This window comes from Corynebacterium tuberculostearicum, assembly GCF_046097465.1.
GTDB lineage: Bacteria > Actinomycetota > Actinomycetes > Mycobacteriales > Mycobacteriaceae > Corynebacterium > Corynebacterium tuberculostearicum_I.
In genome coordinates, this window is the sequence record NZ_CP175799.1 from 18,536 (window position 1) to 32,266 (window position 13,731).

12 protein-coding genes are annotated in these 13,731 nt (G+C 61.4%); 8 read left to right on the forward strand and 4 right to left on the reverse strand.

Annotation, left to right across the window (positions count from 1 at the left end; genetic code table 11):
* Window positions 1–6: 6 nt before the first annotated feature.
* Both ACKFRX_RS00095 and ACKFRX_RS00100 read right to left on the reverse strand, forming a co-directional pair.
* Window positions 7–2,256 (reverse strand): transglycosylase domain-containing protein, encoded by a 2,250-nt coding sequence (locus ACKFRX_RS00095; RefSeq protein WP_408927952.1) that lies wholly within the window; start codon window positions 2,254–2,256, stop codon window positions 7–9.
* Window positions 2,257–2,331: 75 nt separating this feature from the next.
* On the reverse strand, window positions 2,332–2,709 hold the full coding sequence (locus tag ACKFRX_RS00100; RefSeq protein ID WP_034667960.1) for a DUF5318 family protein: 378 nt from the start codon (window positions 2,707–2,709) through the stop codon (window positions 2,332–2,334).
* Between the two features lie 117 nt (window positions 2,710–2,826).
* Between ACKFRX_RS00100 and ACKFRX_RS00105 the strand changes: the two genes are divergently transcribed.
* The 6 genes from ACKFRX_RS00105 to ACKFRX_RS00130 all read left to right on the forward strand — a co-directional run bounded on the left by ACKFRX_RS00105 (window position 2,827) and on the right by ACKFRX_RS00130 (window position 8,646).
* Window positions 2,827–3,915 (forward strand): inositol-3-phosphate synthase, encoded by a 1,089-nt coding sequence (locus tag ACKFRX_RS00105; protein ID WP_150851203.1) that lies wholly within the window; start codon window positions 2,827–2,829, stop codon window positions 3,913–3,915.
* A gap of 54 nt (window positions 3,916–3,969) precedes the next feature.
* Entirely contained in the window at window positions 3,970–4,470 is a 501-nt protein-coding gene (locus ACKFRX_RS00110; RefSeq protein ID WP_005325935.1) for a MarR family winged helix-turn-helix transcriptional regulator, read from the forward strand.
* An 86-nt stretch (window positions 4,471–4,556) separates the two neighbouring features.
* On the forward strand, window positions 4,557–5,528 hold the full coding sequence (locus tag ACKFRX_RS00115; RefSeq protein WP_250412790.1) for a universal stress protein: 972 nt from the start codon (window positions 4,557–4,559) through the stop codon (window positions 5,526–5,528).
* Between the two features lie 9 nt (window positions 5,529–5,537).
* Window positions 5,538–6,020 carry a hypothetical protein gene (locus ACKFRX_RS00120; protein ID WP_408927953.1) on the forward strand — a complete coding sequence of 161 codons (483 nt, stop codon included), beginning with the start codon at window positions 5,538–5,540 and terminating at the stop codon, window positions 6,018–6,020.
* Window positions 6,021–6,037: 17 nt separating this feature from the next.
* Window positions 6,038–7,897 carry a chorismate-binding protein gene (locus ACKFRX_RS00125; RefSeq protein ID WP_408927954.1) on the forward strand — a complete coding sequence of 620 codons (1,860 nt, stop codon included), beginning with the start codon at window positions 6,038–6,040 and terminating at the stop codon, window positions 7,895–7,897.
* A complete protein-coding gene (locus ACKFRX_RS00130; RefSeq protein WP_005325929.1) occupies window positions 7,894–8,646 on the forward strand; it encodes an aminotransferase in 753 nt (250 codons plus the stop codon). The genes ACKFRX_RS00125 and ACKFRX_RS00130 overlap by 4 nt, the downstream gene beginning before the upstream one ends.
* Here the strand turns inward: ACKFRX_RS00130 and ACKFRX_RS00135 are convergent.
* Together ACKFRX_RS00135 and ACKFRX_RS00140 are read right to left on the reverse strand one after the other, a co-directional pair.
* Window positions 8,643–9,578 carry a rhodanese-related sulfurtransferase gene (locus ACKFRX_RS00135; RefSeq protein WP_005325928.1) on the reverse strand — a complete coding sequence of 312 codons (936 nt, stop codon included), beginning with the start codon at window positions 9,576–9,578 and terminating at the stop codon, window positions 8,643–8,645. The two genes, ACKFRX_RS00130 and ACKFRX_RS00135, sit on opposite strands and share 4 nt — an antisense overlap.
* 112 nt (window positions 9,579–9,690) lie before the next feature.
* Window positions 9,691–11,187, reverse strand: coding sequence for a DUF1846 domain-containing protein (locus tag ACKFRX_RS00140; protein ID WP_049359185.1), 1,497 nt, complete (start codon window positions 11,185–11,187; stop codon window positions 9,691–9,693).
* Between the two features lie 127 nt (window positions 11,188–11,314).
* Between ACKFRX_RS00140 and ACKFRX_RS00145 the strand changes: the two genes are divergently transcribed.
* Entirely contained in the window at window positions 11,315–12,130 is an 816-nt protein-coding gene (locus ACKFRX_RS00145; protein WP_408919473.1) for an Fpg/Nei family DNA glycosylase, read from the forward strand.
* An 18-nt stretch (window positions 12,131–12,148) separates the two neighbouring features.
* Window positions 12,149–13,726: an NAD(P)H-hydrate dehydratase gene (locus ACKFRX_RS00150; protein ID WP_408919472.1), complete on the forward strand. Its 1,578-nt coding sequence runs from the start codon at window positions 12,149–12,151 to the stop codon at window positions 13,724–13,726.
* The last annotated feature ends 5 nt before the right edge of the window (window positions 13,727–13,731 follow it).

The following is a 13,731-nucleotide window of genomic DNA, read 5'->3' on the forward strand; positions in this document are numbered from 1 at the left end:
TGCCGCCTACCCTAGGAGATCTGCCAAGTCGCTATCGGGGCCGATGAGGTCATCCAACGACGGCGCCTCTGGCTGGGCCGGAGCCTGGTTGCTATTACCGCTATTGCCACCATTGCCGCTATTGCCATTACCGCGTTGCGGTTTCGGGGCAGGCTTCGGACTCTCCGGCTTATTCTCCGGCTGAACCGGTTTGGTCTCCTCTTCCGGAGCTGCTTGCTCGGCAGGGGCCTCGTAGTCCTGGGTATCGCCAGCGCCGCTATCCCAGCTCGGGTCATAGGCCGGAGCGGCCGTTCCGGCGCCCATGTTGCCGAATCCCAGCGGATAGGCAGCCGGGAAGTTTTGGAATTCGGAGTTGGCCAGGGAGTTGTCCAGCACGGCCTTCCAAATCTTGGTTGGCGCGCCCGCGCCGTACATGATGCCGCCGTACTGATCGAAGATGGCGGAGGTGTTATCCGCGGTACCTACCCACACGGCGGTAGCCAGCTGCGGGGTAGCACCGACCATCCAGGCATCCTTGTTATTTCCGGTATCGCCCATCTGAGTGGTGCCGGTCTTTGAGGCGGAAACACGGCCACCGGCAAGAGCGCCATTAGACCATGCGGCCACCGGCTCCATGGCTTCGATGACGTTATTAGCCACGTTGGACGATACGCGGCGCTCGCCCTCGTCTTCGGGGTGCTCGTACAGCACTTCGCCGGCAGCGTTTTCTACGCGCTGCACAAAGTGCGGGTTATGCCACACGCCCTGGTTAGCCAGGGTGGACATTGCGGTGGCCATATCGAGCGGGCGGGACTGGTACTGGCCCAGAACAATGCCTTCGAATGGCTGCTTGCCCTTTTCCGTCAGCGTCTTTTCAATGCCCGGCAGGGACTTAGCCACGCCAAGGGCGTGCGCCATATCTGCGGTGTCCTGCGTGCCGTTCTTGAGGTCCTCCTGCAGGCGAAGGAAGGAGGTATTCAGGGATTGCTTGGTAGCCTCGCGCAGGTTGCATACGCCGCAGCCGCCGCCCACGTTGGTGACAACATCCGAGCCAGGCAGCTGGTACGGAGCGGAAGAGTAATTGGTATCTAGACTGATGCCCTGCTGCAAGGCGGCCGCAAGGGTCATGATCTTGAAAGTAGAACCGGTCTGCAGCGGGGAGTTGGCGTAGTCCCAACCATTGGAATCGTGGCCGCCAAAGTATCCACGGACCGCACCGGTCTTCGGATCGATGGTCACGGAAGCCGCACGCGCGTCCTCTTGCAGCGGAGCCATCTGGTCATCGACTGCCTGAATGGTGTTGTTTTGCACATTCATGTCGATGGTGGTGGTGATGCGCAGGCCGCCGGTGGACACCTCGTTTTCGGTGATGCCTACCTCTTCCAGTTCGCGGATGACCTGATCCTTGATGTGGCCATTAGCGCCTGGGGCTTCGGTGTAGGCAGAGTACTCAGCTGGGTCGCGGGTCTCTGGGAAGACCATGCCATCGCGCTGTTCCTGGGTGAGGTCACCCATGTCTACCAAGCCATCAAGGACGTAGTTCCAGCGGTCCTCGGAGCCCTCCTGGTTCACGCGCGGGTCGAGGCCGGACGGGGACTGAATGAGGCCGGCGAGCATGGCGCCTTCCTCCGGAGTGAGGTCCTTGGCGTCCTTATCAAAGTAGGCATTGGATGCCGCCTGGATGCCGTAGGCATTGCGGCCGAAGTACACGGTGTTGAGGTAGGCGTTGAGAATATCCTCCTTATCCCACTCATTGGTCATCTTCACCGAGTAGATGAGCTCGCGAATCTTGCGCACGTAGGAGTATTCGTTGCCCACCAGCGTGTTTTTCACATACTGCTGGGTAATGGTGGAACCGCCGCCAGCATCTTCATTGCCGGTTACCTTACCAACCACGGCGCGGCCGAGGCCGGTGAAGGAGAAGCCGGAGTTATCCCAAAAGTCACGGTCCTCCGCGGCCAGCACGGAGTCCTGCACGTATTCCGGGATTTCATCCAGCTTCACGTGGGTGCGGTTGCCTTCCGGCGGCACCAGGCGGGCGAGCTGGGTCTGATTATCACCCGCGTAGATGGTGGAGACCTGGTTATTGGCCAGGTCCTTGGGCTCCGGAACGGAGTATTGCGAGTATGCGTAGGCAAAAAGTCCTGCGGGCAGTGCTACAAAGACCAGTAGGAACGCCAAAACGACCCACGGCCAGATGCGGCGCTTCTTTGTCGCCTGCTTTTTGCTGGGGCGAGCCACCTTAGTGGACTTGCCGGTAGATTCCTTCTCGGTCACTGATTCGTGTCCTCATTCATCCCTGATCACAAACTAAATAATTGCAGCTTACTGCCTAAGGCGGTGCGCTGGAAACTAACACGCGTTAAATGCAGTAGCAGAACGCAACAAGTGGTTCCACCGGCACTGGCGGCATACCTCCACCTCGTGCACCGTAAACTCCAAGCCCTCGGCCACAAACTCCGCTATTTCTTTCTCACTGCGGGCGCTTCCGGCGCGGCGGCCGAGGTTCTCGCCATAGACCCAGCGCGTGAGCCGCAAAGGCTCGCCGCACACGGGGCATTCCTTATCCATGGTGCGCCCATGGTGCTCAGCTGCGGCGCGCAGCAAAAAATCAGCATCGCACACGTCCTCCCGCGTGAGCTGCCCGGCGCGAAATTCGCGCAGGTGGTGGGCGCGCTCCCACTCATGGGAGAGCACGTGCTTATAGGCAACGGAATTCACCCGGATCATCCTAATTACCTCTTCTTGATCGATCCACATGGCGTTATGCCACCGTAGGGCATAGTTTTCGGCTTACTCTTGCGCAGTCACTGACAGCCACAACTCATGGAGTTAAAGGAGTAGACCGTGTCCGAAAAAGTAAAGGTCGCCATCGTGGGCGTCGGCAACTGCGCCACGTCCCTCATTGAAGGCGTGGAATTTTATCGCAACGCCGCGGCCGACGCAGATATTCCCGGTTTGATGCACGCCCAATTTGGCCCGTACCACGTAGGCGATGTGGAATTCGTTGCCGCTTTCGACGTGGATGCGGACAAGGTGGGCAAGGATCTGGCGGAGGCTACGCGCAGCTCCCGCAATTGCACCATTTCCATTACCGACGTCCCTGAGCTGGGCGTTACCGTGCAGCGCGGCCCTACCCTGGACGGCCTCGGCCGGTACTACCAAGAATCCATCGCGGAATCGGAAGCCCCGCTTGCCGACGTCCCCGCCATACTCCGCCAGTCCGGCGCCGACGTCGTAGTCTCCTACCTGCCGGTGGGCTCTGAGGAAGCGGATAAGTTCTACGCCCAGGCGGCCATCGATGCAGGCTGCGCCTTTGTCAATGCCTTGCCGGTCTTTATTGCCTCTGATCCGGTATGGGCGAAGAAGTTCGAAGATGCCGGGCTGCCCATCGTGGGCGATGATATTAAGTCCCAGGTGGGCGCCACCATTACTCACCGCGTCATGGCGAAGCTCTTTGAAGACCGCGGCGTGCGCTTGGAGCGCACCATGCAGCTCAATGTGGGCGGCAATATGGATTTCAAGAATATGCTCGAGCGCGAGCGCCTCGAATCCAAAAAGATCTCCAAGACGCAGGCCGTAACCTCTAACCTGCATAACTCGCCCATCGCCGGCAAGCGCGAAGACCGCAACGTCCACATCGGGCCTTCCGATTACGTGGAATGGCTCGATGACCGTAAGTGGGCCTATGTCCGCTTAGAGGGCTCCGCCTTTGGCGAAGTACCGCTGAACTTGGAGTACAAGCTGGAGGTCTGGGACTCGCCTAACTCCGCCGGCATCATCATTGACGCCGTACGCGCCGCCAAGATTGCCCTCGACCGCGGGGTGGCGGGCCCGGTACTGGCTGCCTCGTCCTACCTGATGAAATCCCCGCCGGTACAAAAGGCTGATGACGTGGCGCGCGCCGAGCTAGAAGGCTTTATTGCCGGAAACTAATTTTTTGACTTCCGAACTACCGCGCAGGGAAAACGGGCTATACAATCGTTTTCTATGACGCAGCAACATGAGGAGAAGGGCCCCGCTCAATCCCCGTCTACGTACGAGGATGCCGTCGAGGTCGCGCGTTCCATCCAGCCGTCGCTCAATAAGCTCATTCTTATTTTCCAGCGCACGGCGGAGGGCTCTTCATTGACCACCTCCCAGGTGTCCATCATGAACCAGCTGCGTATGCGCGGACCGTCCCGCGTTTCCACCATCGCGCAGGCAGAGCTTATCCGCATGCCCACCGCCTCCAACGCGCTCTATCAGCTAGAGCGCCGCGGATACGTGGAACGCCACCGCGATGAAGAGGATCGCCGCGGCGTCTTGGTAGCGCTGACGCAACTAGGCGAATCCGAACTAGCCATCGTCTCGCAGCAGCGCGCCTCCGCCCTAGCAGAGATCATGCGGTGGCTCGAGCCGAAGGATTTGGAGACCGCCAACGAAGTAGCCACCGTTATCTCCAAGCTGGCTGATGTCTATCGCCCCACAATGCACGGCGAACAGCGCTAGTTTTGCCCGCGGTGATTTCATTTTTCGTGGGCTTAACGTGATAATTGAGAAAACGAAAACCGTAATCTCTCACTAGTTCACTCCGTATGGCAACTGATTCTTCCGATGGGCATCTGCCGGCCTTGAGCAAGGGCTCGGCCGATAAACCCCTTCGCATTCTTATTTCTTGGAGCCCTTCTTCCTCCGGCACCGAGGCTCTAGATTGTGCCGCGTGGCTTTCCCGTACCGCCGCTACCCAGGTGCGCGTCATCTCGACCGTGTTTCAGCCGTGGACTACTACTTCCCTCACCAAGCTGGGCGGAAAATATAAGAAATGGTTTAAAGCACAAAAGGAGGCCTGCGCGGCCGCGACCCATGCCGCCCTCGATGAAGCCGGCGTACCCCGCAGCTGCTGGGATGACAAGCCTTCCCTCTTGGTCGATGGGCCTTCGCGCCCCCATCTGCTGACGGAGATGGCCAAGAAGTTCGAGGCAGACCTCATCATCTTAGGCCCCAACCAGGCGGCGCCGAAGGGCCGTTTCTTCGCTGGTTCTACGGCCGATACCCTGCTGCATTATTCCCCTCAACCATTGGGCTTGGTGCCCCGCAAGGTGAAGCTGTCCAAACACGGCGTCACCCGCTTCAACTTTGCCATTACCGAACGCAGCCCGCGCGAAGATCATGAGATGCTCGCCGCAGCGGAGCTCGCCAACCGCTGGAACCTGCCGCTGCGCCTGCTTGCCTTCTCAGCAAAGGGACTGCTCAATACGCCGTCCAAGGATAAGCACGATATGGCGCTTAAGCTGACGGCCGAGTGGCTCGAGGATTCCCTCGCCATGCTGGACCGCGCCCGCGATAGCATCCAAGAAAAATTCCCCGATCTGGATGTCACCTCAGAAATCGGTTCCGGTGCAGGCTGGGGCGGGGCGGTGGATTCGCTCAAGTGGAAAAAGGGCGATCTGATGCTCATGGCCTCCACCCCGCAGGGCCCCATCGCCCGCGTGTTCTTGGGATCTACCGCCACGGAGCTGCTGCCGCATATTCGGGTGCCTATCTTGGTCCACCCATCCTGCGGTTAGGATTGGGGCATGAGCCAGCGACCAGAGCATCCCGAAAACGATCTGACTTCCGATGCGGACTATGCCAATCTGCGCCGCCCGGAACCGCGGAGCTTTGATGAGCTGGCCGATGAGCCGGACCCTTTAGAGATTGCCGCTGCTAACCGCCGCTCCACCCGCCAGGCCGTCTGGTACATGATCGGCGTTCTTGTGCTCTCCGCGCTCTATGGTTTCGCGGTCGCACTCGTCACCCGGCTCTCCGGTGGTCCCTTGTGTGAGGATGGCACCGCCACGTGGCTCTGCACCGACGGGCAGCGCACCTTCTTTAGCCTGACCACCCCGATCATTCCCTTCTTCGGCATGATCGGCTGTGCCATCATCATGGTGCGCAAGCTGCACCGCTATCTGCGGTGGCGCAGTTGGATGGCCATTTTCTGGGTAATGGCCTGCAATTTCATGCTGTGGACCATTACCGATATCCAGCTGTTCCTCATGGACTCGGCCGCCACATAGAAACTTTCCGCCTCCCTATGATCCTCCTGCTTGATAATTACGATTCTTATACCTTCAACCTTGCCCACCTCATCGCGGAGGTAGCCGGACGCGAACCACTCGTCGTCGCCGCCGGTGAAGCGGAAGGGCTGGCCGAGCGCGTCCGTGCCGGCGAATTTTCACATGTGGTGATTTCTCCTGGCCCGGGCACGCCGGAACGCGAGGAGGATTTCGGTGCTGCCCGGGGCATTATCGCCGCCGCAGCCGCGGCCGAGATTCCGGTACTGGGTGTATGCCTTGGTCACCAGGGGCTAGGTCTGCTGGCCGGTGCCCAGGTGTCGCGCGCGCCGCAGCCGCGCCACGGTTTTGTCTCTACCATCAGTCACTCGGGCGAAGGCATCTTCGCCGGAATCCCGCAAGACTTCGAAGTGGTGCGCTACCACTCCCTGCATATAGAGGAGACCCCCGGCATTACCGTGCATGCCCGCAGCGAGGATGGCGTCATCCAAGCGCTTAAGGTCGACGGCTTGCCGCACTGGGGCGTGCAATTTCACCCGGAGTCGGTGCTTACCCAGTACGGCCGGGAGATTATGCGCAACTTTCTGGGCGGGTTCCGCCTGCTCCACCGCGAAGTCCCCGGCGCGGTGAACTGCCCACAGGTCTTTGCCACCCTGCGCGCCGAGGGCAACGATGCCTTCTTCCTCGACTCCGCAGATCCCCGCGGGCGCTATTCCATCCTCGGCGATACCGCCGGCGCATTGAGTCGCTCTTTCCGCTACCGGCTTGGCGACGCCCCCGATATCCTCACCCTCCTCGACCGCGAGCTTGCCACCCGTATCATCGACGCACCGGCCCTCCCGTTTACCGGCGGGGTCATCGGGTATTTGGGCTATGAATGCGCCCAGCTCACCCTGCCCATTGAGCTACGCCACCGCTCCCCTTACCCAGATGCCTACTTTGTGCGGCCGCAGTCCTTCATCGTCTACGACCATCACACAGAAACCGCGCACCTGTGCTGCCTTGCCGGTGACGGCGCCGAGGAATTGCTAAACCGCCTGGAGACCGCCTTGGATGCAGAGGAACCACGGCCCACGGGGGAGGACGGTGGGGCGTCGCTAAGCGGGGGCTCCTGGCGCAGCCCTGGCTACCTGGAGCGGATTAAGCGCGCCCAGGAATTCCTGCACGCCGGCGAGAGCTACGAGGTCTGCCTGACCGATACCTACACGGCCGCGGCCGAGGGTGAGCTCTATCGCCAATTGCGCTCGCACAATCCCGCTCCCTATGCCGCGCACCTCGTCTTCGACGGCGTCGAGGTCTGCAGTGCCTCGCCCGAGCGCTTCCTCACCGTGCGCGGCCGCGAGGTAGAGGCCAAGCCGATTAAGGGCACCATCTCGGCCGATCAGGATCCCGCGCTGCTGACCACGGACCCGAAGACACGGGCCGAAAACCTCATGATCGTTGATCTACTGCGCAATGATCTCTCCCGGGTATGCGAACCCGGCACCGTGCGCGTGCCGAAGTTGATGCAGGTAGAAAGCTATGCCACCGTGCATCAATTGGTCTCCACCATTACCGGGCAGCTGCGCGCCAGTGCCACCGCGATCGATGCCCTCCGCGCCATCTTCCCTCCCGGATCGATGACGGGCGCGCCGAAGCTGCGCACCTGCGAGATCATTGACCAGCTCGAAACGGGACCGCGCGGCGTGTACTCCGGCGTGGTGGGCTACCTGGGGTTTGACGGTCAATCCGATCTCAGCGTGGTCATCCGCACGGCCGTGCGGGCGGCCGGTGAGGTCACCATCGGCGCCGGCGGGGCCATCGTCCTAGATTCGGATCCGGCCGCCGAGTTAGAAGAGCGCAACCTCAAGGCCCAATCCGTGTTGGGGGCGTGGCAATGAGCACCTACCTCTGGCACGAGGGCAGCTTCATTCCAAGCCAGCCCCACCCCGGCCCCTTTGACGTTGCGGATTCTTGGCGGATGCTTGCCGACGCCCACTCCAACGCCCTCCCCCTGCACCTCCAGCGCTTCGAGTCGGTGGCCGGACCGCTTCCCGCCGGCTTCGTCCCCGCGATGCTGCAGCTTATGGGCCCCGGCGATCTCTTCCCCCGCATCTCGCTAGCCGGCGGACAACTGCGCCTCGATATTCGCCCTGCGCCCCCTGCGCGCCCGGTCACCCGGGTGACCTATGTGCAAGCCCCCGACCCGCGCATGCAGCCTTTAGTCAAGGGCCCCGACTTCCCAGCGCTGGCACGCTACCGTAACAAGCATCAGGCAGACGGCACCGATGACACCGCCATCGTGGATGCCTCCGGTGCCATGGTGGAGACCACCACCGGCGCGCTCGTCGCCTGGGATGGGGAGACGCTCATCCTCCCCACCGGTCAGGCGCTACCCAGCATCACGCTGCGCCAGGTCATCCGGCGCGCTGCGGACCTTGGAATTCACACCGAAACGCGCCCCATCACCGCCGAACTCGCCGCCGAGTGCCCCCTGTGGTTCCTCAACTCGCTCCACGGCATTAGCCCGGTCAGCGAGCTACACGCCCCCACCGGCACCGGCGTCATCTATCCGCCGCGCAGCCCGCATACCACCGCGTGGCAGCACTGGTGGTGGGGCTGCTTCCGCAAGGAAACGGCGCGCGACTAGCTCTCCTGCTTGGCTAGCTGCGCTGCCACTTCGGCGCAATCCGGCCGGCCGCAGTGCTGGGTTTCTACGTGCTGGATGCAATCATCACAGATGAGTACCTGCTGGCGGCAGGTGTCTTCATTGATGCAATTGTGGAAGGTATTCGTGCCCTTGCCGCAGTGCACGCAGTGGCCCAGCTGGATGAAGCCGGGGTCTTGGAGTCCTTGGCCAAACTCGTGGTGCATGCGCTTGTCAAAGACATACATGGAGCCTTCCCACAGGCCATCATTGCCGTACTTCTCGCCGTAGCGCACGATGCCGCCATCGATCTGGTAGACCTCTTGGAAGCCACGGTTCTTCATCAACGAGGACAGGATCTCGCAGCGAATGCCACCGGTGCAGTAGGACACCACCGGCTTATCCTTCATCCAGTCATACTTGCCGGATTCGATTTCCTCGATGAAGTCATGCGTGGTTTTCACATCGGGCACGACGGCATTTTTAAACTTGCCAATCTCTGCCTCCATGGCGTTGCGGCCGTCAAAGAAGACGACCTCCTCGCCACGTTCTTCTACCAGCTTATTTACCTCTTCTGGCTTGAGGTGCACGCCGCCGCCGACGACGCCGTTTTCATCCACCTTCAGCTCACCCGGCGCGCCAAAGGCCACGATTTCATCGCGCACCTTGACCGAAAGGCGCGGGAAGTCATCCGCGCCGCCCTCGGACCACTTAAACTGCATGCGCTTAAAGCCGGGGTATTCCTTGGTCTGGCGGACGTAGCGCTTACAGGCTTCCATATCGCCGCCAACGGTGCCGTTGATGCCGTGCTCGGAAATAAGGATGCGCCCCTTGAGCCCCAGGGACTCGCACAGGGTGCGCTGCCACAGCATGATCGCGGTGGGATCTTCGATGGGGGTAAAGCAGTAGTACAGGAGAACTTTGCCAATAGTCACGCCCCAATCTTAGGCCCGCAGCTGCGCAGATCCCCAATCTTGTAGCTCTCCCTTATAAGACCGCGGCCCCTCCAGCACAAGCTGAAAGGGCCGAATCTTGAGCATGCGGAATCTAGCGCTTCTGGTACAGCGCCTTCTTGCGGGCGAAGACGGGATCAGAGGTCACGAGCACACCGAGGTTGCGGAAGATTCCCTCATCCACAGAACCCAGGATGGTGGTGGTGTGGACGTCGCAACCAGCAAGCTCCTTGATCTGCTCCAGCGCCTTGCGGGCATTGTCATCCTTCGCCGCAGACACGGACAAGGCGATGAGCACCTCGTCGGTATGCAGGCGTGGATTCTTGGAACCCAAATGCTTGGTCTTGAGTGTTTGAATCGGCTCGATGGACTCGGGCGACAGCAGATGAATATCGTCATCGATGCCCGCCAGGTGCTTCAGCGCGTTGAGCAGCATCGCCGCTGAGCATCCCAACAGGGGCGCGGTGCGGCCGGTGATCATGGTGCCGTCGTGCAGCTGCATAGCGGAGGCGGGCTCGCCGGTTTCTTCCGCGCGCTGGCGAGCAGGTGCCACCACGGGGCGGTCTTCTACCTTGATGCCGGCCTTGGCCATGATGACCGCGGCGCGCTCGGATTGCTCGGTGCCCAAGCCCGCACGAGCCTCTTCCACCTGCGCCTTGAAGTAACGGCGGATGATTTCTTGCTGGGCGGCGGCGCGGCATACGGCGTCGTCAGTAATGCAGAAGCCCGCCATGTTCACGCCCATATCCGTCGGAGACTGGTATGGGGTGGTGCCGGTGAGCTTTTCCAAAAGTGTGCGCAGCAGCGGGAATGCTTCCACATCGCGGTTGTAGTTCACGGTGGATTCGCCGTGGGCGGACAGGTGGAAGTGGTCAATAATATTGGAATCATTGAGGTCCACCGTGGCGGCCTCATAGGCCAGGTTCACGGGGTGTTCCAGGGGGAGATTCCAGATAGGGAAGGTTTCAAACTTGGCGTAGCCGGCATTATTGCCGCGCTGGTGCTCGTGGTAGACCTGCGAGAGCGCGGTGGCCAGTTTGCCGGAGCCAGGGCCCGGCGCGGTGACAACGACGAGGTCGCGGGAGGTTTCCGCAAACTCATTGCGCCCAAAGCCCTCTTCGGACACGATGAGGTCCGTATTGGTGGGGTAACCAGGGATAACGCGGTGGCGCGCCACCTTGAGGCCGAGGCGCTCTGCCTTGTCGATGAAGGCCTCCGCCTGGGAGTTGCCTTCCTCCAGCTGGGTCATGACGATGTTTTCTACCAAGAATCCGCGGCTGCGGAATACATCCACCAGGCGCAGCAGGTCATCTTCATAAAGGATGCCCAGGTCCGCGCGTACCTTCTGGCGGGAGATATCCTTCGCGTTGATGCAGATGAGGATCTCTACGTCCTCTTTGATGCGCTCCAGCATCGCGATTTTATTGTCCGGAGTGAAGCCGGGCAGCACGCGGGAGGCGTGCATATCGTCAAAAAGCTTGCCGCCCATCTCTAGGTAGAGCTTGCCGCCGATTTCCTCGCGGCGGGCGTGGATGTGCTTCGACTGCAGCTCAATGTATTTCTCGCGGTCAAAGCCGATTTTTTGCGTCATGATTTGAAAGCCTTCCCCTGAGTTAAATCATTCCGCATTTCGAGTTTACGCTATTGTCTCCCCGCAAATAAGTGAGCTGGTTAGCGCCCGGTTTGGCCGAAAATTCTTCCCGATTAAACTGGATTTCATGCCTGAAGGTCACGTCATCCACCGCCTAGCTAATAAATTCAACGCCGATTATCGCGGCATGCCACTGCACGTGACCAGTCCGCAGGGTCGCTTCGCGGCGGAGGCGGAGCTTCTCGATGGCGAGCGCATTGAGCTGGCAGAGACCTACGGCAAGCACCTTTTCGTGCACTTTAGCGCCCAGGATCCGCGCCATATCCTCTATATTCACCTAGGCCTGATTGGCAAACTGCGCTTCGAGCCCCGCGAGGAAACCGGGGGACAGATCCGAGTGCGCATCGATAATGGCGCCGAGGCCGCTAACCTGCGCGGACCGCAGTTTTGCCGCCTGCTCACTGAAGAGGAGTACCGCGCACAGCTAGCCAAGGTAGGCCAAGACCCGCTGCGCACGGATGCCGATGTGGAGGCGCTCTGGGCCAAAGTGCATAAATCGCGGCGCAGCATCGGCTCACTCATGATGGATCAGCACCTTTTTGCCGGCGTGGGCAATATCTACCGGGCCGAGACCCTCTTTCGCCACGGCCTCTCCCCTTTCCTGCCGGGCCGAGATGTTTCCCGTGAAACCTTTGACGCCACGTGGGCGGACTTGGTGGATCTGATGGAGTACGGGGTGGAGCACGGCCGCATCGATACCGTGCGGCCCGAGCATTCCCCCGAAGCCATGGGGCGCGAACCGCGTAAAGACGACCATGGCGGCGAGGTCTACGTCTACCGCCGCGCCGGCCTACCTTGCTATATCTGCGGCACCCCAGTGGCAGAAAAAGTCATGGAGGGACGCAACCTATTTTGGTGCCCGACCTGCCAACCGGCTTCTTAAAGGCCTATCCTGGCGGGCATGCGACATGCCTATAGCGTTGCCGCCGTCCGCGCGGCGGAGCATTCCCTTCTCGCCCAGCAGAACTTTGACGATGAGCTCATGCGCTTGGCCGCACGAGGCGTAGCAGCCACGGCTACAAGCATGCTCGACTCTGGACGGCACGTAACTATCCTTGCCGGGCCAGGCGGCAACGGTGGCGATGGCCTCTATGCTGGCGCTTTCCTGGCAGAAGAGGGCTACTCAGTGGAGGCCATCCTTGCAGCGGATAGCGCCCACGAACCCGCACTGAAGGCATTTACCGCGGCCGGCGGAACCATTGCGCGCGACCTAGGAAACGCCGATCTGCTTATCGACGCCGTCGCCGGCCTCGCCTCCACCCGCGGCCTTTCCGGTGCCCCACTAAGGGCCTATACCGAGGCCAAGGAGCGCGGGGTCCCGGTATTAGCGGTGGACATTCCTTCGGGCATTAACGCCGATACCGGCGTGGCCGCAGCCGATGCCGTAAAGGCTGAGGTGACCATTAGCTTTGGCTGGGCCCGCGCCGGACATATCTTTGCCCCGGAATGCGGCGCGGTGGTGCTCTGCGATCTGCGCCTGCCCGGTGCCCCGCGCTCCTTTGCAGAAGAGCTTTCCGCTACCGCGGAGCCGGTGGGCTATATCGCCAATGAACCCACTATCGCCTTGCCCTACCAGTGGCCGACTGAGCCGGTGCTTTCGGGAGAACAAGGCCTGGTCACCGCCCCGAAGCCGGTGGGCTGCACGGGGCCAATTCTGGATCCGACTCCGGGGGCGAAAAGCACCAAATACACCGGCGGGGTGACCGCGGTATGTGCTGGCAGCAACACCTTTCCCGGCGCGGGCATCCTCGCCGCCACGGGCGCGGTGCGCGCCACGCCGTCCATGGTTCGCGTCGTGGGCAATGACTCCGTGGTCGCAAACCTGCCAGAGGTAGTGCCCCATGCCAGCGCCCAAGAAAAAGTCCACGCCCAAGCCTGGGTCGTAGGCCCAGGGCGAGGCACCGGACCGGAGGTGGCGGCGGAATTGCGCGCCGTGCTGGAACGCCGGCTGCCCACGATTATCGACGCCGATGCGCTGACCATACTTTCTACTTGTGGGGATCTGCGCGAACTCGTACGCGATCATCCCTGCGCCGTCCTGACCCCGCATGCCGGGGAGTTTGAGCGGCTCTACGCGGCAACTCTCGGCCGCGAACTTAATCTTTCAGAAGGCCTCGGGGTGCGCCTGCGCGAGCTTTCCGATGCGCTCGACTGCTTCATCCTGCACAAGGGCCGGATCACCACGGTCACGGCCCCAGGCCAGAGGATTTACGGCATGAACGCTGGGCATTCTTACGCGGCCACCGCCGGTTCTGGTGACGTGCTCTCCGGCATCCTCGGCGCGACGCTCGCGCAATTAGATATCGCTGAAGTTGGTGCGGAGGCGATCATTATGGAAATCCTGCACGCCGCGGCCATCCACCAACACGCGGCGGCCATTGCCGCCCACACCCCAGACGGCTATGGGATTTGCTCCGCCTCCCAGATTGCGGCACGGGTGCCGCAGGCAATTGCCCGGCTACTCCTCATGCAGCGCTAGCTGAG

Bases quoted from the DNA above. Each gene is read 5' to 3' on its own strand.
- ACKFRX_RS00115 (WP_250412790.1), top strand. From the start codon at position 4,557: ATGGCAACTGATTCTTCCGATGGGCATCTGCCGGCCTTGAGCAAGGGC.
- ACKFRX_RS00150 (WP_408919472.1), top strand. From the start codon at position 12,149: ATGCGACATGCCTATAGCGTTGCCGCCGTCCGCGCGGCGGAGCATTCC.
- ACKFRX_RS00140 (WP_049359185.1), bottom strand. From the start codon at position 11,187: ATGACGCAAAAAATCGGCTTTGACCGCGAGAAATACATTGAGCTGCAG.
- ACKFRX_RS00145 (WP_408919473.1), top strand. From the start codon at position 11,315: ATGCCTGAAGGTCACGTCATCCACCGCCTAGCTAATAAATTCAACGCC.
- ACKFRX_RS00120 (WP_408927953.1), top strand. From the start codon at position 5,538: ATGAGCCAGCGACCAGAGCATCCCGAAAACGATCTGACTTCCGATGCG.
- ACKFRX_RS00100 (WP_034667960.1), bottom strand. From the start codon at position 2,709: ATGATCCGGGTGAATTCCGTTGCCTATAAGCACGTGCTCTCCCATGAG.
- ACKFRX_RS00130 (WP_005325929.1), top strand. From the start codon at position 7,894: ATGAGCACCTACCTCTGGCACGAGGGCAGCTTCATTCCAAGCCAGCCC.
- ACKFRX_RS00125 (WP_408927954.1), top strand. From the start codon at position 6,038: ATGATCCTCCTGCTTGATAATTACGATTCTTATACCTTCAACCTTGCC.
- ACKFRX_RS00110 (WP_005325935.1), top strand. From the start codon at position 3,970: ATGACGCAGCAACATGAGGAGAAGGGCCCCGCTCAATCCCCGTCTACG.